Origin of the sequence: Pacificibacter marinus (genome assembly GCF_018860665.1) — a bacterium.
Taxonomy (GTDB): Bacteria; Pseudomonadota; Alphaproteobacteria; order Rhodobacterales; family Rhodobacteraceae; genus Celeribacter; species Celeribacter marinus_A.
Window position 1 is genome coordinate 1 of record NZ_JAHKPK010000038.1, and the last position, 21,435, is coordinate 21,435.

Annotated in this window: 10 protein-coding genes and 1 pseudogene; 8 read left to right on the forward strand and 3 right to left on the reverse strand. The window is 51.6% G+C overall.

The features are described 5' to 3' along the window. From KO497_RS10990 to KO497_RS11000, 3 genes and pseudogenes are all read right to left on the reverse strand, one after another. Nucleotides 1-152, reverse strand: a pseudogene (locus KO497_RS10990) (IS3 family transposase); the annotation flags it as partial. Nucleotides 153-628: 476 nt separating this feature from the next. Beyond that, nucleotides 629-3,106: a hybrid sensor histidine kinase/response regulator gene (locus KO497_RS10995; protein WP_215944018.1), complete on the reverse strand. Its 2,478-nt coding sequence runs from the start codon at nt 3,104-3,106 to the stop codon at nt 629-631. A gap of 64 nt (nt 3,107-3,170) precedes the next feature. Next, complete coding sequence (locus KO497_RS11000) at nt 3,171-3,641, reverse strand: molybdopterin-dependent oxidoreductase (RefSeq protein WP_215944019.1); 471 nt, start codon at nt 3,639-3,641, stop codon at nt 3,171-3,173. A gap of 221 nt (nt 3,642-3,862) precedes the next feature. Between KO497_RS11000 and KO497_RS11005 the strand changes: the two genes are divergently transcribed. From KO497_RS11005 to KO497_RS11040, 8 genes are all read left to right on the forward strand, one after another. Continuing rightward, nucleotides 3,863-4,483 carry a response regulator transcription factor gene (locus KO497_RS11005; protein ID WP_215944020.1) on the forward strand — a complete coding sequence of 207 codons (621 nt, stop codon included), beginning with the start codon at nt 3,863-3,865 and terminating at the stop codon, nt 4,481-4,483. Between the two features lie 273 nt (nt 4,484-4,756). Then, nucleotides 4,757-5,251 carry a hypothetical protein gene (locus KO497_RS11010; protein WP_215944021.1) on the forward strand — a complete coding sequence of 165 codons (495 nt, stop codon included), beginning with the start codon at nt 4,757-4,759 and terminating at the stop codon, nt 5,249-5,251. Between the two features lie 709 nt (nt 5,252-5,960). Continuing rightward, nucleotides 5,961-6,473: a hypothetical protein gene (locus tag KO497_RS11015; protein WP_215944022.1), complete on the forward strand. Its 513-nt coding sequence runs from the start codon at nt 5,961-5,963 to the stop codon at nt 6,471-6,473. Nucleotides 6,474-6,524: 51 nt separating this feature from the next. Next, nucleotides 6,525-9,131 (forward strand): beta strand repeat-containing protein, encoded by a 2,607-nt coding sequence (locus tag KO497_RS11020; RefSeq protein ID WP_354668111.1) that lies wholly within the window; start codon nt 6,525-6,527, stop codon nt 9,129-9,131. Nucleotides 9,132-9,206: 75 nt separating this feature from the next. After that, on the forward strand, nt 9,207-14,963 hold the full coding sequence (locus KO497_RS11025; protein ID WP_215944023.1) for a DUF11 domain-containing protein: 5,757 nt from the start codon (nt 9,207-9,209) through the stop codon (nt 14,961-14,963). A gap of 215 nt (nt 14,964-15,178) precedes the next feature. Beyond that, nucleotides 15,179-15,943, forward strand: coding sequence for a hypothetical protein (locus KO497_RS11030; RefSeq protein ID WP_215944024.1), 765 nt, complete (start codon nt 15,179-15,181; stop codon nt 15,941-15,943). A 326-nt stretch (nt 15,944-16,269) separates the two neighbouring features. Then, entirely contained in the window at nt 16,270-17,883 is a 1,614-nt protein-coding gene (locus KO497_RS11035; RefSeq protein WP_215944025.1) for a calcium-binding protein, read from the forward strand. Between the two features lie 450 nt (nt 17,884-18,333). Further along, nucleotides 18,334-21,294, forward strand: a complete 2,961-nt coding sequence (locus tag KO497_RS11040) for a GEVED domain-containing protein (RefSeq protein WP_215944026.1) — start codon at nt 18,334-18,336, stop codon at nt 21,292-21,294. Nucleotides 21,295-21,435: the final 141 nt, after the last annotated feature.

The window sequence follows — 21,435 nt, forward strand, 5'->3', positions numbered from 1 at the left end:
CGGCATAGCACCGAGATGCTTTCCTCGCCACGCAGGCCCGCCAAGACGATGCGGATTTTCTCTTCAGCTGAATAGGTTTGCCGCGTCTTGCGGCGGATGTTCTTAACCACCTTGTCGGCGGCGTCTTTTGATGTCTGGGGCTTCTTCGTCATCTCGATCTCCTAATCGATAAGATGAACCAGAAATCCTCCGTTATTCAAATCCTCAAATCTGTCCCACGGGTGCTGACGTCAGACATGGACATCAAGTGTGTCCTTGGAAACGTCGATACCGATGGTAGTGTCCATGTGTCTTTTCTACCTTGTCTTGTCATACGGGCCCGAAGCCCTAGCATCCACCTCTCGGGACATTGCTATGCAATACCCTGCCGGTCAGTGGTTCAGGTCATTAGAAAAAACGAGGGCGACCTTACTCCTCCACGGTCCATCACGACCAAGCGGGAAACGATCCGACCCTCGCCGTTGCCCGACATAAATGCCGTGCCGGGCAACGGCTCCTGTATCGCACAAGAGCCACGTTCTGGATAAGACAAGTGGGATATGAGACAGACAACTGGAACACGCAAAAGCCCTGGCGCGGTCGAGCGGAAGGTGGGCCAAACATTCATCTGGGCGGCACTAAAGATTAATTATGCGTTTGTTGTATATGCCAAGCGGGCAGCTTTGTATGCGGTCAGAGCAGGCGGTAAGTCTTTGAGAGTGTTTTCCATCACAGACCTGTCGCCTTTTTCAGAGGCTATTTCCAGATTTTTACACAGATTGTGTAGATAGGTTGCGCCAATCATACCGCTTGCACCGGCTATTGAGTGTGAAATTGTTTTGATATCTTTGGCGTCATGCGTCGTGAGTAAGAGCGCTATATCCGCCTCGATCTGCGCCACAAAAGCATCTAGGCGGCTCTGCATTTTTGCAAGGCCAAGGATGTCCCGCAATTCTTGAAGTTGTTGCGTATCAATATGCTTAGAAGCGGGTAAGCTGGCCGCAGTCTGAAGGTTTACACCATTGAGCGCGGCCGCAATCGTCGCACGTCTAACGGGCTTTTCAATCGTCGCCAATATGCCGACGTGTTCGAACGCCAATTTGTCCTCTGCCATGACATTTGCTGTAACGGCAAAAATTGCAGTGAGTTTGTTGGGACCGTTTCCGGCCTTGATCAATCTGGTGGCCTCGACCCCGCTGATGCCAGGCATGGAAATGTCCATTAAAATGGCATCGTAGCCCTGTATTTCACAAATATTAACGGCCTCTTGACCTGTTTCTGCCAGCGTCACTTCATGGCCCATTTTGGTGAGCATAGCTTCGATCAGTTCACGATTAACGGCATTATCGTCGACCACCAAAAGGCGCATAGGCGCAGTGTGGGTTGACGTCTCAGGCGCGTTTTTAATCTGTTGAAATGCGTTTTCTTCGCATGGCGTGAACGGCAGTGTGACAACAAAAGTAGATCCGATGCCGATTTGAGACATGCATTGAATGTTACCTCCTAAGCGTTCGACCTGTCGTTTTACTATGCCGAGACCAAGCCCCGTGCCACTTTTACGTTTTTCGTAACGGTCCCCAAGAGAGACAAAGTCGTCGAAAATACGGTCTAAATCGTCGTTTGAAATGCCGATGCCGCTGTCAGTCACTTTAACGATCATGTGATGCAGGTCATCGTGTTTTTTTTCAATCTGTGTCGTTAATGTGACCGATCCTTTGGGTGAAAATTTGACGCCATTGCTGAGAAGATTGCTGAAAATTTCCCTAAGCGCGCGTGGATCAGACAGAATTGGCGCCTTGGCTTCATCCGCAAGGTGGGTGTTTAACAAAACTTCTTCGCTGTCAGCAAAAGGCTTAAGAGACTCCGCAATTGAACTGATCAAGTCGGAAAAGATGAGCGGCTCTAGCGAAAGCGTCTCGTCTGCATCCAATCTCTCAATCACCAGAACGTCGTTGATATGTTCCATAAGCACGTCGCCTGATTTTGTTGCGGCCTTTAAGTATTTCTCTTGTTCTTGAGACATCTCAGTCGTGCCCAGCAAATCCAGCGCTGCGATCACACCATTCAGTGGTGTGCGCATTTCGTGGCTCATGATGGCGAAGAAACGGGATTTTTCTTTTGCATTCGTAAGGGCTTGATCACGCATCTCAAGGATTTCAGCCTCGTAGGCTTTTTGGTTCGTGATATCACGAAAATAGGTCACAAATTTATTGTCGTCGCCATCTTTGACCAAACTAGAGCGCACAGCGGCGGGGAATTCCCGACCATCTTGCGCCCGCAGTGTAAATTCTTTCTCTCCTCGGTCAGCTATGCTGGTCATTCCAGTCTCGCGAAATTTTTTGAGATTTTCCATAATCTCACCTTGATGTCGGCGAGGGATAAGGTTTTCGACAAAGGAGTTGGAAATCAATTCTTCCGAACTTGCGGCAAATAGCTCTTGTGCGGCCTCGTTTATATCAAGGATCATGCCGCGGTCATTGATCAGCAGAACAGCATCACCAGAGGCCCGTAGCATTGTGTCTGATCTGGCTTTTTCAGCCAATGCGTTGGCGCGTGATTGGCGCAGGTGTTTGGATTGCTTCGAGAGAACAAAAATGGTTAGCAATAGGGCCAATGTGATGGCGATCAACAGGTAAAAGAGCCATGATACATATAATGTAATTTCGCTGCGTTGTTGTTCGGCGCGCTCTGCATGAATTTTTATCGAATCGATCGCGATACGCCGCGGCAATGGAGCGATATCCGCCATGAGGCGAGATATCTGAGTCCATTGCGCGCGCAGGCTCGCATCGTTGCTGTCGATCAGATCAAGAGTGTTGTCGAGCTTTGCAAGCAAGTCATCGATATCTGTCGCATCATCTCGCGCGTTGAGGTGAAGCGTTTGCGCCAGTTTGGTTCGGCTGTAAAATACGTTGAACTGTCTGCGGAACGCGTTGAGGTTTTGTGTCTCATTGTTTTCAAGGCTGTGCTGAACGTGCATAAGCTTGAGATATTCGACTTCCAGTTGGGAATAGGCCCAACCCCGTTGGTCGTTGCGCGCTGTGTTAAGCTCTTCTAATCGTTCCCAAAAAGAGAATGATAGTAAAGCTATGAACGCGAATGCCAGCAGGATACCCAGTAGCCACACTCTTTGAAACCACGGGTTTTCAAACCGATTTTTGCTCTTGCTACGCATTTTCAATTAGGCCAGTTCATTCATCAAAGGTGACACGGTCGAGTTGCCAAATAGAACGGCTATAATAAATCTCTGATTGATATGCTGTGTTCTGATCAAATGGGTAAATGACCCAAAGCGGGCCGTTTTCGCGTACAGACATGGCTTGGCCATTCAAAGCGTATGCGATGATTGGTCCATTCTCCACTGCGTCGGACACAGGGATTTCAACCGTATAGTCATTGATTGCAGTCGCATTCATCATGCCCTCGGTGACGTCGAAATGCGCCACGAAATCTTTTAATGAGACTCCCTTGAACACTTGCATGCCACCTTGCGTCCACTGTGTTGTGGTTTCAAATTCGTCAAACGGCATGGATTTGAGGTCATCCATGGTCAGTGTAACGCTTTTTTCGCCTTGATTGACTGTCAGAACAACCTCTTGGGCAAATGCTGTTACAGGCAGACAAAGGGCGCTGACCATGAGAATAGATTTCAAAAAAGACATATTGTTTTCTCCTGACGATACGAAACTGAAGGGATAGTTGCAGTTGCCTTTGGCTTTTTCCATCGCTCATCAGCACATGGCTTATATCCTTTCGTATAGTTTTATATTCTCACACGCTTAAATTGTATATTTACTAAAGGTGCCAAAGCTCTGTTATGCTGAGGTTAGCTCCATAGGGGCAATGAAATATACGTTCGTATCCGTTCTTGAGAGGAATATTTATGGCGCTCACCATTTTAATTGCCGATGATCACGATCTTGTCCGCGAAACGCTGGCGATGTTTCTAGATGCAGATGGGGAGAGCCAAACGGTATCCGCTAAGGATCTGAACGAGGCTTTGGATAAAATCAAAAGCGATGGCCCTTTTGATCTGGTGCTATTGGATTTTACCATGCCGGGAATGAAGGGGCTTGAAGGGCTGACAAAGGCGATCAAGGCCAATGAAGGCAAGCCCGTTGGATTGATTTCTGGCACGGCCACACGTTTGATTGCTGAACAAGCACTCGAAGCTGGCGCGGCAGGATTTTTGCCCAAAACGCTTCCGGCTAAATCTTTGGTGAATGCGGTGAAATTCATGGCCGCAGGAGAGGTCTACGCGCCAGTCCGATTCATGTCTGGTAAGGACGACCCCGAAGAAACCGATTTTGAAAAGGACTTGTCAGAACGCGAACGCCAAGTTTTACGTGGGCTCATGGCTGCAAAGTCCAATAAGGAAATCGCCCGCGACCTTGATCTACAAGAGGTTACGATTAAGCTGCATGTCAAAACACTTGGCCGAAAGCTGGATGCTAAAAACCGGACCGATGCCGCGATGATCGCGCGGGACGCGGGATTCATTTAAGCGATTTACTGACTTTATTTTTTAGGAACGCGCCTCATTTAGATGGCGCGTTTTTTTGTCTTATCAGTTTTTTGATCTAAGGGCGCAGCCGGTCTTCCAACGGTTATGTGCCGACTACTCCAAAGCATATCTTCCTGCCCTCCGTTACTCAAACTTACCCCAACGCTACACTGCGAGAAGCGTGGGCTTGCGCAATCATAGAGGCTTAACCGCTCGGACGCTCCCGAGCAGATGCGCAACTGTCGAAAGACCTTATGATCAGGAATGTCGCTCATGACCTGTCACTATTTTAAACACTCAAAACGCATGTCGAACATGCTTTATCTGAGCCTTGCCGTGCTAACCATAACTTTGACTGCTCCGGCACAAGCTGCCCGGCCAAAGTCACAGCAGGCAGGCGCAACAATCGTGATCAATGGAGATCCCGGCGGCAGCGTTCGCGATCGCTACAATGAGATCAAGCAAATTGATCGATTAGGTCAAAAGATAGAAATCCGCCGTGGCTCGTGCATGTCAAGCTGCACCATGTTTTTGGGCGCCAACAATGTTTGCGTATCTCCAGAGGCCTCGTTCGGGTTTCATGGTCCCTACCGATTTGGTGCGAAATTGTCCCAAGCCGACTTTGATCAATGGTCGCGGGTCATCTCTGCGCATTACCCTGCGTCAGTGAAGGATTGGTACATGACAAAAGCGCGTTTCAAAACTCACTCCGTTACGCGCCTGTCGGGAGCAGAGTTGATCCGCCATGGGGTGCAACGCTGTCTATAGCGGCGCCGAGGGGGTTCCTCGTACCTTAAAACATCGCCCAATAAACCTGTTCTGGCCGTTGAGTTTCGAGAGCACTATCTTCATCGACCAGAACATCTCATGATCGTACAACACCGCCGCATGGTTTCGATTTTCGTGACGATGTCATCGAAAAGACGACAAAGAATCAGCGGTTAACCGGTCCATCTGAAACACAGTATATGATGCTCAGCCTCTGCGGTTGTGATGTGTTTTGCTCAAGTGCGCAACGGGGGCGCTTGGCGTTGGTTATGGTCATCAAGTTGCGATTGCCTGACATCGTTTCCAATCCCGTCTCTCACACATGCAAATTGGTACATTCGACTATTTTCGTCCGCTGGGGCCGATCGTGAAAAATGGTGTCGAGGAAACGACTTGTTTCTGAATTGAAAGTGCCATGCTCGTATCTCTCCATAAGTTCTGGAATGCATCTAAACGAATGCTTGAGTCGCTAGGGACACTTCAGTGAAACATGGGGCGTATGTCTCTTATTCAGACAGTCGGATACTCTGATCCAAAGACTATTCCCTACCTATCCCAAAGCATATCGACCTCCCCACCGGCATTAAAATTTAGCCCTACGCTACAATGCGAGAGGCGCGGGTTTGCGCAATCATAAGTCCATCACCGCTCGGACGCTCCCGAGCAGATGCGCAACCGTCGAAAGACCTTATGATCAGGAATGTCGCTCATGACCTGCTACCATCCTAAATATTTAAAGGCGCTTTATGTCAGCGCTGTTTTCAGCGTCTCAGCGGGCTCTCTTGCCGCTGATGCTCTCGAAAGCACAATGACGTTTCAAATCGTAGAGACCTCATCAGAAGGTGTAGAAATGCTTGTCGAACGCGCCTCAGTAGAGCCGCAAGAAGTCATCCACTACACGCTCTCTCACGAGAACAAGACAGACAAAGAAATGCAGGGGTTGATTATCGGTGCCCCTGTTCCAGAGGGCGTGTCCCTCTCTTTGGACGGCAACAGCACCTCTGTGCCTGCCACTTTCGAGATCCAAGCGGATCTTGATCCCGAACTGGAAGGGCTTGAATGGTCGACCCTCCCAGCGATGCGCAAAGTCGTCGAAGCAGATGGCACCCTGCGCGAGGAAGAGCTCCCGATCGAAGAGGTCCGCGCCGTGCGCTGGTCTTTGAGTGAGGCGCTCGAAGCGGGCGAAACCGCCCTTACCACCTATCGCGTTCGCGTCAACTGATCCGTCTTTTTCGGGTCTTCCTCTAAATCTTACACACAAAGGTAAATCAACGTGTCATATCATTCTAAATTCATGCGTACGGCCAGTGTCGTAGCCGTCAGTGCGCTTGTGGGGACTGCGGTCTTCGCAGCACCTGAAGCGGGCGTGGTCATTGGCAACCAAGCTGTCGCCACATATCAAAACGCCGCTGGTGACACCATTACGGTGACATCAAACACAGTGGAAACCGTGGTCCAGCAGGTTGCAGGTGTAACCCTCACCTCGAACAATTCCGAAACCATTGCGCCTGGGGGGAAAGCCTTCTTACCGCATGTCATCACCAATGACGGTAACGGCCCTGACAGCTTTGGACTGTCCGCCATTGAAGACGATACAGGTGCGCTCGACACCACGAGACTTGTTTTCTACCCGGATGCCAACATGGATGGTGTGGCGGATAGCTCCACCCCTATCACCGAAACGCCTGTCTTGGGTAACGGTGAGCAATTCGGTGTCGTGATCGAAGCCTCTGTCGCGTCCACTGCAACGGGCACTGATGACATCACAGTGACAGCCACGTCGCTTTTGGATGGCGCTGAGACGTCGGTCAACACAGATACGCTGACCATCTCTACGGATGCGATTGTCGAGCTTGTAAAAAACATGACGGTCGATCCCGGCATCAACGGCATCGTTGATTCAGGGGATGAAGTGACCATCACGCTGACCTACTCCTCCACTGGTCTTGCCGCAGCAAATGATTATTCTGTGCAAGATATTCTTGACGCCGATTTGGTTTATCAAGCCGGGTCAGCGGTTTGGTCCGATGCATCAGGCGCGTTGGATGACGACAACACAGCGACGACGACCGATGCTACGAACGGAAATAGCGAAACCATTGCTTGGGATTATGACGACGCCCAAACTGTTGGCTTTACCATCTCGTCTGTTGGCTCTGGACGCTCCGGTAGCGTAACGTTCAAAGCGACGATTGCTTCTACTGCACAAGCTGGCATTGTTCAGAACACAGCAACTCAGACTGTCAACGGTGCCGCCTTCCCACCATCCAACACGGCTCAACTCACAGTGGATAATCAGTATAACATTTCTGTTGCTGATACTGCGATTGACGCGGCGGGCGCAGCCGATGCGGCGTCGAATGCATCGGGCACGGATGACGACACGCTCAACAATGATGTCGTCACCGAAAGCACGGACGTATATCAAGGCGGTGTTGTGAAGCATGAGTTTGTGCTGACAAACAACTCCAACGTTTCGGATAGCCTGTCCTTGTCGGTTGCGAATCTAGACTTTCCTGCAGGAACAACTTTCCGCTTTGTTGGTTCCGACGGTGTGACGCCTATTGTCGGTCCAGTGGGGCCGCTTGCGATCGGCGATAGCACAAAAGTGACATTGATTGCCCAGTTGCCAACGGATCTCCCTCCAACTGCGACAACCGATTACACGGCGACAGTGACCACAACCTCTGAAGGTTCCGGCATTTCAGATACATCCACTGCCGAATTTGACGGTGCGATCCTTGCGTCGGCTGTTGATTTGGAAAACGCAGTTGTTGGCTCAGAAGGTGACGGTGCTGCCCCAACAAACGGCGGCAATCCATGGATCACCACAACCACCGACCCAGGCGTTCCTGTTACCTTTGAGATGCTCGTTGAAAACAACGGCGCTGTCTCTGATACCTACGGTTTGGCTCTCAATACGCCGCTTCCAACTGGTTGGACTGTAGAGTTTCAATTGGCTGATGGGACAGTGGTTTCGAACACAGGCACGATCCCTGCAGGTAATTCTCTGCCGATTACAGTCGTTGTGACGCCTGCTGATCTTGCAGCTCCGGGTGACACGCTCATCGATATCAATGTTGAATCTGCCGTGTCAGATCAGTCTGACAGCATCACCAACCAAGTGACAGTGAACGAGATCTATGATGTTGAAATCATCCAAGATCAAACAGTTCAGGCTTCGCCGGGTGGTGTTGTTGATATTCTGCACACTGTGACCAACGCCGGTAACGTTACCATCATAGATGGTGCGATCACTGAGAGCGGTCTGTCGGACTTCTCGGGCGCGATTTTCTATGACATCGACAACAACGGTGTTCTAGATGCTACCGACCCTGTGATTGACAACTTCAACGATATCACTGGCGGTCTTGCAGCAGGTGACAGCTTGTCCTTGATCTACCGTGTCCAGACACCTTCGACAGCAACCGTCGGTGTGTCTGAAATCGGTACCATCGCCTTGGATAGCACGCTCAACACCACTGAAACCGATGCAGATACGGCGGATAACGCAAGCTCTGACACGATCCAGATTATCTCTGGTGACGTCACGCTGACTAAGTATCAGTATATCGATGCGGCATGTGATGGCACCGTGGGTGTCTTTACGAAAAACCGCCTCGATGTAGAGCCGGGCCAATGTGTGCGCTACCTCGTGGAAGCGGAAAACACAGGGTCCTCTGCGGCGGACAACGTGCTGATCAATGACGCGGCACCTGCCTACACCACGATCATCAACTGTGGTGGGTCATGTGATGCGGTGCTCGTTCCGGGCACTGCCACATCAACGATCACCGCGACTGGTATCAGCTCAAGCCACGGCACGGTTTTGCCAGGCTCTAAAGCATCGGTCGAATTTACCGTTCAGGTAGAAAACTGATCCCTCCGCGCCCCCCAGTTTCCTCGCTCAATTTGGGGGGCGCACTTTTTTTCTCTCATTTGACGGATAGACCAGATGCGCGGTTTTTCTAACACGTTGAATGCATGCGCCGCTTCTCTTGTCGCTGTTGTCGCATGCGTCATTTTCCTCTCACCCAATACCTTGAAGGCCGATCCAGCCCCTGCGGGAACGATTATTCGCAACATTGCTGAGGCACGGTTCTACAATCCTGATTTGGGTATCACTGAAACTGTTTACTCCAACCCAGTTGAAGCCACTGTCGCGGCGGTTCCAACGGTTGAATTATCTGGTTCCTCCGCACTTATTTTGTCGCGCGGAGCGATTGGCCAATATTACTTTAGTGTTGAAAACGTCGGGAATTTAGATGTCTTGACCCGTGTGTCTATCGCCGATTTAGATGCGCAGGATGTCAAGCGTGACGGCCAGCTTTATCTTGATGCCAATAAGAATGGTGTCGTTGATTATGGTGATGTCACATTAGAGCCTAATGCCGAAATCTCGCTTGAGACGGGTGCAAGTTCGCAGTTGATCTATGAATTCCGTATCGCATCAGATGCCGGTCTCGACACGATTGTCGCATCCCAACTGACTGTAGATGCAAGTGCTGGCTCGAACGAGAATGTATCTGTTTTAGGCACAGCCAGAGGCATGACCGAATTGGTTGAAGCCACGTTAGAGCTTGAAAAGACACAAAGCTTTGCGCGTGGTGACGATGCGGATCACCTGACCTACACCCTGCGTATGCGCAACAACTCGGACGAGGCCGTCGCCGCCTATGTCACGCTTGACGGTGACGCGCTGCGTATCGATGACGCGCAGGTTTCGGGCGTATTGCTACGCGATGCAATCCCATTGAATACTATATTTGAAGCGCATCTGTCTCAGGGCGCGATGCAGCCGCTTTTTCATCTGCGCGATATGCCTCTGCACGAGTATACAAGCATTGCGCCAACCGATTTAACCGATGTGGATGCGGTCGCTTTTTTCCACGAGGGCGACTATGCATCTGGTTTCTCAAGCGATGTGATGTTCCGCGTGCGTGTGCCCCATGCTCTTGGGCCTGTCGAGATCGACAACACAGCACAGGTCAATGTGACCGAAGAGATCAGCCAGCCGTCGAACACGGTCGTGTATGGCCGCGTTGACGACAGTCTCGCAGCGTTGCGTTATGTCGAGCCCGGCACAGATTTAGATATGGTCTATGGTGCGTTTGGGTTAGACACATCCTTGGTGCTCAGTGCAGGGGCTTGCAACCAATCGACTGACATCGATCAGGTCTTTGTCACCCTTCGCTCTACGCGCACCGGCGATGTGGAAACTGTTTTGGCAACTGAAACAGGGCCCAACACCGGAGAGTTTCGCACCGCGGCCATTCCCTTGGCCGAAATGGATTTGCCACGTTCCGAAGACGGCGTAATGGCCACATCCAACGGTGACCGTATCGTTGCGATTTCTGATTGTGCGGACACCATGCTTGAAGATATTCTTTGGGTGAACCCAGGTAATTTCGTGTTCAATTCCGTAACAAATGATCCGATTGATGGCGTTTTGGTTACTCTTGTCGATGCCGCCACTGGGGCGATGGTCGATAGCACTGTGACGGATGCGCAAGGCTTTTTCAGCTTTGACACCAATGAGACTGGCGTTTTCGCCTACCGCCTCGTTGGTGCGGATGATTGGACCTATCCGTCGGTGCGTCTTGATTTTCCGGGCTATGGCCGGATCGTGACCGAGGCGAGCTATGGCGAGGATTTCGCGCATATCAGCGGCCCACCGCAGGTTGCCGATATTCCTGTTGATCCGTTCTACGGCACACCGCTTTCTTTGGAAAAAACGGTGGATCGTGATCAGGTCGCCTTTGGCGAATTCGTGACCTACACTTTGGATGTGACCAACAATATGTATCAGGCGTTGATGCATACCACCTTGATGGATAGTCCTCCGCGTGGTGTGAATTTGGTCCTAGGGTCCGTGCGTTTTGACGGTGCGGTTCTTCCCGACCCGACACGGGATGCTGTCGGTGATCTGAGTTTTGATCTCGGGACGCTCAAGCCGCTCACCAGTTATGAATTGAGCTACACGATGCAGGTCAGTGCTGGGGCGCGTGAAGGTGAGAATATCAACACCGCACTCTTTTCCGGGTATCAGGCGGGAACGGGCACTTTGCGCAGTTCTCCCGTGGCGCGTGCTCGTGTCTTGTTGGACAATAGCGGCGGTGTTTTCGCGCGTCAGGGGACGGTGATCGGCTCTGTTTTCATGGATTGTGATGGCGACGGCATACGCGACACGTTTGATGATGAAGACCGTCTTGGCCGTCATGCTGAACCGGGCATCCCAGGCGTGCGCATCGTGACGGATCAGGGGCTAAGCGTCGTGACCGATATCGATGGTAAATATTCACTCTATGGTCTCTCTGCGGTGACCCACGCTTTTCTTGTGCAGCCCGAAACCCTGCCAAAGGACAGCGAAATTCAAATCACGCGTAGCAATGATCTGGGCCGTGCAGGATCGCGTTTAATCCCGCTTAAAAAAGGCGAGTTGCGTGCAGAGCATTTCGCGGTGCAAGCCTGTACGCCAGAAGTTATGAACGAGATTGATGCGCGCCGCACTTGGTTCGAAACAAATGCACAGACCGAAGCCTTGAGGGCTGCCGACCTGCCGCTGGTTGGATCACGTCCAGCGACACGTTCTGCACGGACAGAAGCAGGCGTGGCGACCACAAGCCAGCTTTCACCTGCAAAATTGCAGCGCGAGGCCGAGGCCGTGGGCGCAGAAACAATCGTTCAAAAATCCCGTAACCAACAACGGAGCCGTCCGCTGTCGCAACTGATGAACAGTTTGGACAATACGACTGGATTTATCGGTCTTGAAGACGGACAGGTTTTGGATCGTCGCAGCGCCTCAATCCGCGTCAAAGCGAATATGGATCTGTCTCTCAGCCTTATCGTTAATGGGCGCGAAGTCGATGCTGATCGTATTGGCGAACGCTCCACGTTGGACTCCAAAAATTTGCAAGCCGTTGAATTTGTCGCGGTCAGCTTGCGCGGTGATCAAAACACATTAACACTGGTGGGCCGTGACCCGTTCGGGATCGAACGCGAGCGTGTTGAACTGACGCTGTTTGCTCCCAGCAACCCAGCAAAAGTCGAGGTGATTGCGCCAGAGGTGGTTAATGCTGATCCGACCACGCCTTTTCCTGTGGTAGTGCGCTTTCTTGATGCCCGTGGACGTCCTGTCTTGGCCTCTTCGGTTGTGACGCTTGAGGCGCGTCGTGCGACTTGGGATGTGGAGGATATCCGCCCTGATGTGCCTGGGGTTCAGGTGTTCATCGACAATGGGGAGGCGACATTTGACGTCATTCCTCCGCAGGTCTCAGGTCCTGATCGTCTTGGTGTTCGGGCCGGTTTCGATGATGGCGCAACCACAGTTGAGTTCACACCCAACTTGGATGAACGTATTTTGATTGGCGTGATCGAAGGGGCCATCACTTTAGGAGGTGACGGAGCGGGGACGCTTTTGCCAAAGGATCAGTTCTCGCATTTTGAGGACACGACCGAAGGCCTGCGTGGATCGCTGTATCTTAAGGGCGTGATCCGTGGTGATACGCTTTTGACCCTGCGCTATAATTCAGATCGTGACACGGAAAACCGGTTGTTCCGCGACATACGCGGTGATGAATACTATCCAGTCTATGGCGATAATTCCGAACGCGGTTTTGATGCTCAATCCTCGTCAAACCTTTTTGTGAAGGTCGAAAAGGGGCGTTCCTATATGCTTTATGGCGATATTGATATTTCGCCTGAGGCGGAGGCCTTTAAACTGGGTGGTCTCAGCCGCGTGGTGACAGGAGCCAAGGCACATTGGAGTGACGAACGCACCTCTGTGACTGTGTTCGCAGCGCGTACCAACGCGGAACAGAAGATTATTGAAATCCGCGGCCGCGGTGTCTCTGGTCCTTATGATGTGGATTTGTCAGGCTATATTGACGGCTCCGAGCGGATAGAGGTGCTTGTGCGCGATGAAGAGGGTGGGGATGTCATCTCAACCGAACTTTTGCGTCGCGGCACGGATTATTTGCTAGATTTTTTCAGCAACACCATCACCTTTGATCGCCCTTTGCGCCAGTTCGATCTGGATGGCAATCCGATTTCTGTGCGTATGACTTTCGAAATCGAGGCTGAGAACGCAGAGAAATATTGGATCTATGGCGGCGAGATCAATCACACGCTCAATGAGCGGACAATGATCGGCGCGCGCCTTGTCCATGCGGATGCAGAACGGGGTCATGATGCTCGAACACGACTGATTTCTGGCTATGTCGCGCATGAGGCTCGCAATGGTGGTGACTGGGAGGCAGAAATTGCGCGGAGCGAGGACAAGGACGGCACAGCTGGTATGGGCGCACGTTTGGCCTATGATATATCCACTGACAACAGCCGCTTTTCCGCCGAAGCAATCTACACTGACAATAGTTTTGCGGCTCCAGGGGCATTGGCGAATGCAGGAACCACGCAGATGCGTTTTTCCTATGGTCGCACTCTGAGCCGTAAAGCTGAGTTGGAGCTCAACGGTGAATATGTTGAAGATCGGATCACTGACGCTAAACTGACTCGCTTGGACCTTTTGTATCGCTATCAAATGCAACCACATCTGGGTTGGGAAATCGGCGCGGAAATCGCACAACGCACTACGGCAGGCGAGAATAAAACTCAATCTGCGCTGATCGCCGGAGTGAATTGGGTGCCACAGGACCGCGACAATACCCGTGTGGATGCGCGCTTGCGTTTTCCTGTCTCGGGCGATGGCGCAACAGAACTCACTCTTGGCTTAACAAGTGAGCCAGAAAAAGGTTGGACGGTCTATTCCGAAACAGAGCTGCGTTTTGATAAAGGTGCGACGATCACTCGCTTTTCTATGGGCTTCGACTATCAGATGACCGACTGGCTTACTGGGACGTTTGATCTTAGCCGTGGCGCTGGGGATCAGGCGACCACCTATACCCAAGGCTTGGATGCTGTTTGGGATTATAACGACTTCACAAGGTTTACGTTGGGCATTGAGCATTCGCGTGAAATGGAAACGTCACAATCCAAGCTCACCTCTGTGGCGTTGGGTGCCAAATGGAGTTCTGCTGATGACACTTGGGTTGGAGATGCCGATCTTGAGGCAACGTTCGAGCCGACTGGTGAAACCTATTATGCCAGCTTGGGTATGGCGGGTCAGCTAAACGACGATTGGACTGTTTTGGGTCGCTCACGCATCGCGCTCGACAATCGCGATGGTGACGACAGCACGCGGATTAGGACTCGCATCGGGGCCGCATACCGCCCGTCGAATGATCCGCGCATGGAAGTGCTTGCGTGGTATGAGCATCGCCTTGAGGAAAAACATGGCACGACCCAAACGCATATGTGGTCCGTTGATGCGACCTATGAAGCCAGCGCAGATTTGCGCCTGAACGGCAAATATGCGGGACAGCACCAAAGCTACCGCTTGCCGGGCCATGCTGATGCCGCATCGCTCACCCAACTGGTGCAAGCCGGTGTGAATTGGGAATTCTCGGACGACCGTTTTCAATTTGGTGCAAATGTAGGCCATCTTTGGGACGACGCCGGAAATCGTTCGATGGGTCTTGGGGCTGAGCTGGGCTTTGTCCCTGCGAAAGGCACCCAAATTGCCATCGGCTATAACCACAGCCGCGGGCAGGTCGCAGGCCAATCTGATCTTTATCAAGATGGCCTCTACCTTCGATTTAATCTTCTTCTGGACAATTCCCTTTGGAATCATCTGGACCAGTTTCTTGGCAATTGAGCGACACGGTTGCCAAGAAGGCCGCCCCCAAGCGCATCTGGGGGCGGCCACTTTTTTATCCACCGGCACAGGTTGCTGCCCGCAAGGTAAGGCATTTGCTCGTAAGAGGAGTGATGCCTATCCCTTTGAGCTCCGCGCGCGCCTGATGCGCAAAAGCATTTCGATCAAACAAAGCGCATCATGAAGCATGATTTCATGTCGCAATGGAGATCCTAATGAAAACTTTAACTTACACACGTCCCGCCTTTGAAAACCCATCTACTCTACCGGGCAACTTTCTGGCTTCTCTCGCAATCAGCGTCGCCCTTTGTGGTGGTGCTCACGCCGAACAGTCCAGCTTTGATTTGAATTACGATGCGCTGCAAATTATGCCTGCCTCTCTGCCTTCGAGACCGGACTTGCCGTATGTCTCACAGGTTACAACGGCAGAGATCTTGCGTACATATCTGCCCTCATTTGAAAGCACTGCAACGGATCATTTGAAATCCCTGATTGCTTCTGTGGAGGCGGCAAGCGCAGGTTATGACGCGGTGGTTCACAGTGCTTGGGTGAAGCCTTCTGCACGTCCAACCGACATGACGATCGGGCAGATTTACGATTGGATTGATGCTACTCCTAATCAAAATCACGCGATAGGCCGCTACCAAATCATTCCGGCGACACTCAGACGCCTGGTCAGCAAAAGTGGTTTACCTCTTTCTTCGAAATATTCGGAAATCACCCAAGATTTTCTCGCGGATATGTTGTTGGAAGAAGCAGGTTACAGACGCTTTCTGAACGGCAGTTTAAGCCAAAGTCAATTCATGAACAAACTGGCGCGTATCTGGGCAGGTCTACCGACATCGAACGGGCGATCTTACTATCATGGCATTTCAGGCAACCGCGCGGTGATGTCCAGAAAACGCTTTGACCAGACAATGACCGCGATTTTTTCAAGCGGGGCACAAAGCAAACAGGTGTCGGAGTTGTTGAAATTCTAAAGGGGATGCCCATCCATCTTTAGATACCCAGAGGTCTGCGTGCTTGCCGCAAACCCCTTAACTTGATGTCGCCTTCGGGCGGCATTTTTTTGTTTTCTATACCACAGTATAGCGCGTCCTTACCTTTGCTTTTCCTGTAGTCCTAAGTCTATTTAAAATATTTTAAATCAGTGTCTTATGTTCTTTTTGGGTGCGCATATAAGCGCCTGAATGAAAGACGTCACCCACAGTTTCAGCCATTTTAAATCTACGTTTTCGGACGTGTCGCAAAAGGATTTGGATGCGCGGAACAATCCCTCGATTGGCCGCAAAATATGGAGGCCAAAATGCAGGGTCATATGATGGATCGGTTCAACGGAACCTTTAAAAACGACACTTTGACCTTGGATGGGAAAAGCGCTTCCGTACATGGCTGGGCGGGAAATGATGTCATTTCAGTTCTAGACAGTGCAGGCATGAGTGAGCTGTGGGGCGGGCGTGGCAATGACACGTTGATAGCCTCTGTTCCGGGTGCGGGACAGGTTCACATGGGCGGCGGTGACGGAAACGATACGATTGTCATGGATGTGACCAATCAAAGCGGTGCTCAAGGTCACCATGTGTATGGTGGGAAAGGCGCCGATAAATTTGTGTTTACAAATGTCGATCAAGCCGATGTGCCGACGATTGGGCGCATTGATGATTTTGACGCCTCACAAGATAGCCTTTGGATCGAGGATAGCGAAATCGATCTTTACAACCTTCCAGACGGGGTCGAACTGGTGAGGTACCAAGATCAATATTGGCTCAAGATAGGAGAAAACGTTGTTTATGCCCTTGAAGGGGCACGAGATGGCGGTGAAGAGCGTCACTTTTCCGATTTCCCCAGCTCCGTTGAAGATCTTGAACGTGTCACATGGCAAGACAATGTAAACTACGTGCCTATGGAATTGTACGAAGATGAAGTGGCGGACCTGAATGCGCTTTATGCGACTTACGCAGGGACTGCCGAGGGCACGGAAGAAAATGACTGGATTTACGACGATAACCTTGATCGGTTCGATGATGATGGTGATCAGGTTGTAACCGCCGACAGCACAATCCGCGCAGGTGCTGGCGATGATGTTATCGATGCAGGCAAAGGGGATGACAGGATTTATGGTGAAGATGGCGATGATTTGATCGCCGGCGGCCAAGACAACGACAGGCTTTACGGGGGCAGGGGGAACGATCAACTTTGGGGTGGGTCTGAAAATGACCGCCTTAATGGCGGACAGGGCGATGATACCTTGTCTGGCGGCAGCGGCAATGACGTGCTTGCCGGTAGCCTAGGAGCGGATGCGCTTTACGGAGATCGTGGCGATGACCGGCTTTTCGGTGGGGGCGGTAATGATGCAATGCATGGCGGAAGCGGTGATGATCGTCTAATTGCCGGCAGCGGCAATGACGTGCTTAACGGTGGTGACGGGGTGGATCGCCTTTATGGCAACCGCGGTTCAGATATGCTGTACGGTGATAGTGGTAATGATAAACTTTATGGTGCAGGCGGTAATGACGCGCTGTTTGGTGGCGATGGTGCTGACATCCTGCGCGGTGGCACAGGGGATGACGTTTTAACCGGCGGGAAAGGTCGCGATCTTATGCTCGGAGGGCAAGGTCAGGATGTTTTCGCGATCGGCGAAAATGATCTTGCGTCGTGGAGCGATCTCAGCGGAACTCGATCAGAGAAGATGGCTGAGCTTGATCTTGTCAAAGATTTCAAAGTCGGTGAGGACCGTATTTCTTTCGAAGCGATGGAAGGGGTGAACTCGATGGATGATCTTCAAATTTGGGCAACCAAAGACAACGAAAACCTAATGTATACTTTGCAAATCAAAGACACAGATGAGCGTTTTCTGATCGACGTCGATGACGACACCAAGTGGTCAGACATGATGTCAGAGGATAATTTTGGTTTTTGATTAAAAGCGACTTGCGAGATACGTCTCGTTTTAAACCTATCCGCATGTATATGGAACTATACGTAAAACAATGGTTTGTACCCTTTGCTAGGGGGCATCAATTCACCCGTCGATGGTATTCCTAATTGCAAGATGCGCAAAAAAGGAAAGTACCATGCAACGGGATATAACGAAACCGCCGGTCCAGATGGCGGGCGGGATCACGCAGTGGGTGGGGGCCACAACCTGCGCGATCCCGCATTTTAGCATGAGATTTGCCCTTGGCATGTTACGTGTCGGAGCAATTATAATCCCATTCAGTGGATACGTAGGTGCTTTTTTCGATGCGCGCCTCGCCACCCAGCTCATTTACCTGGTTATCAGTGGTCATGTATCGGCATGCCGCTCACCTCAATTCTGAGTGTCTTTTTTAGGTCCGATAGCCATCTCTGTATCCTTCAGGTGTGTCGCATGAAGTCGCTATGGAACATTCTAACCAATGGGATCATTGCATCTGTGTTTTTGATCCTATCGCACGCCGCACAGGCTGGTGAAAACTGCGGCGCGGCTTGCGTTTTCGCGGGGCCACGCATGGCCAGTGTACAGTCCAGTGACTCTGAGTTGCTTGGGCCTATCCTTGGTGGCTTGCTTGGAACAGACGTGGGGTTGAGCGTTCTGGATTGGAACGCCATAGCGGGAGCTGATCTAAACCTTCTTGATGTGATTGGTTCGGGCGATGTCGCCGTTTCCAATCCTGGACAGTTGATCGATGCTGATATTACGCTGCTCGAATTGGTCGATGCCTCGATTGCCGCGGCCGAAGCTGACAATGACACAGCCTTGGTCTCAGCGCTCGGGGCGCTGCGCATTCCTGTGGGTGAACTGAGTGGGACAATCAATCTGGTGGATTTGATTACAGTTGATTTGCCTCAAGGGGCCTTGGCCAATCTAGAGCTTAATGCGCTAGATTTAATTGGTGGGGCTATTCAGCTTTATAACTATGAAAATGTCGTTACAACGACAGAACCTGTCGCACTGAACAATGAGATTTTGCAACAATTTGGTATTGGCGGCGCCGAGGTGTTGCTTCAAGTCGTTGAACCGCCTCATTTCGAATGCGGTGGTGCTGGCACCCAGTTTCACACCTCAACAGTTCGCGCGAAAGTGTCGCTTGATCTTGCCGATTTGGCCTTGGATACGAGCACAATTGATGGGCTTTTGGGGCCACTGGTTGGCGGGTTGGCGTCAACAGATCTCACTTTGGGCGATCTTGATCTCTATTTCGAATTTGGCCGTGTGGATGGTGAGGTCCTCAGCGCGGACCCTGAAAGCAAAACGGCCAGTGTGATCCTTGCTCCCAGTGCGATTGATCTCTTTCTCGGCAGCATTGATGACGCACTCTTTTTCAATCGTGACCGTGCGATCGTGCCCTCTGATATCGCTTTCGGAACCGTGGGAGAGCTAGAGGTTGCACTTTTTGGCGGTCTCATTCGTGAACGGGCCTCTATCGAGGTCAAATCCTTTGCCCAAAGCGCGCCGGGGACATCACAGACACTGTTCTTTTCGCCACCCTATCCACAGAGTCAGTCCATCGGGGATGGGGCATCGTCTTTCAGTGATTTGATTGGCACGTTGGCGCAAAATTTGGATATTCGCGTCGAAGATACTCTTGGCAATCTCGTTGGGCCACTCATTGATACGGTCGTGGAACCGGTTTTGGGAAATCTGGTTGGGGGGCTGCTCGTTGACGCGATCTCGCCAGTTATCGATCTGACGCTTGATCCACTTTTGGGCTTTTTTGGCGTCGGTATCGGAGAGGCTGAGGCCTCAATTTCCGGTGTCACTTCGATTTGTGTTGAAAGGTCAGACTGTCCTGTGTCAGGCCCAGCCCCCAATGGCAGTGCATCTGCGCGCTACGGAAGTCCGACACATCTGATCTATGACACGCTGTTCATGGGCTTTGCCCCGCCTGACGAAGATACGTCATCACGGGCAAGTGTCGATGCGCTGGGCGATGACGAGAGCGGTTTGGATGACGAGGATGGGGTCGAGTTGCCGATATTCGCGGCAGGGCAGACGAGTGAGATTGAGATCACTTTGTCAGAAACCGGAGGCGAGGCAGGATATTTGCAAGGCTGGATCGACTGGAACGGAGATGGTGAGTTTTCCGACACCGAACAAATTGCCCGTGACCTTATGCTTGCGGGCGGCGGCGTTCTATCGCTGTCTGTGACGGTGCCAGATCCGGCATTTGTGGGCGGGAGTTTCGCCCGTTTTCGGTGGTCTACGCTTGCGGGCTTAAATGCGACCGAACCGGCGCCTGATGGCGAGGTTGAAGACTATTCCGTGACCGTAAATAGACGCCCTACGACAGCTGTGTCAGGGCGCATTTTGGTGGATACTGGGATCGGCGGGGGCGTTGCGCATGATGCTGTTCTTAATGGCGCTGAGCTCGGCCTTGATGGCGTGACGGTCCAGTTTGAGACGACTGAAGGTCAAATCATTAGCGTCGCACAAAGTGATGCACAGGGCAATTGGCATGTCGATCTGCCGCCAAATTTTATCGCCAACGCGATTGTACGGGTTATACCACCTGAAGGATATCTGGCAGTTTCAGAAACCAGTCCGTTGTTTGAGGGTGGAAGCGATGGACAAATTATCCTGACGGTTGCAGCGGGCGAAAACGTTTCTGGGTTGAATTTCGGCCTCATCCCAGCGCCACGGTTCTATCAGGATGGACAAGCCTTTGTGCAGGCAGGCCAAGTCGCCACGATTTATCACGATTATGTGGCGGAAACGGCAGGTGATGTCTCGTTTTCGATTGTGAATGGTGGTTCTGATCTGGCCAATATTGCTCTGTTCGAAGACCTCGATTGTGACGGAAGTCTAGATCAACTCGTTTCTTTGTCCCGAACTGTCGTAGCGGGGGAACGCATATGTCTTGGCGCGCGCACGTCGACAAGTTCCGGCCTCTCATCGGGGCAACAAATCCGTTATGAGATTAACGCGGTGACAGTGTTAGCCAATGACGCCGGAGACGTGACGCTCATCAACCGTGATGTGGTATTCATCGGGCAGAACAGCGGTGGATTGGTTATCGAAAAGACCGTTGAAAACATCACGCAAGGCACCGGTGAATTGCGCTCCAATTTTGGAGAAGTTGGCGATGAACTTTTGTATCGCCTTAAGGTCCGCCATCAGGGCCTTGCGCCGATCACGAATGTGGCTGTCTATGATAAAACACCGCCATACACCGAGCTGTCGAATACGATTACCCAGTCTTTCATATTAGGGGACGGGGTGAGCTGTGTTCTGAAACTGCCAGACGTCGCCAGCATTGGCTATAAGGGCAACCTGCGTTGGCGGTGTGACGGTCCAGTGTTTCCGGGCGCACAAAGCGCAATTGAATTTACGGTGCGGATCGCGCCGTAAGTGATGCGCCTGATTTGGCGTATATGTTGACTATCCCAAAGGATAGAGCATTGGCTAAATGCACTCGGCGAGCGCCAAAGGGGAAGAGGCGGCACTTGCAATTTTCTGAGAAACTAAAGCTCAGTGTCGCAGCCCTCAGTA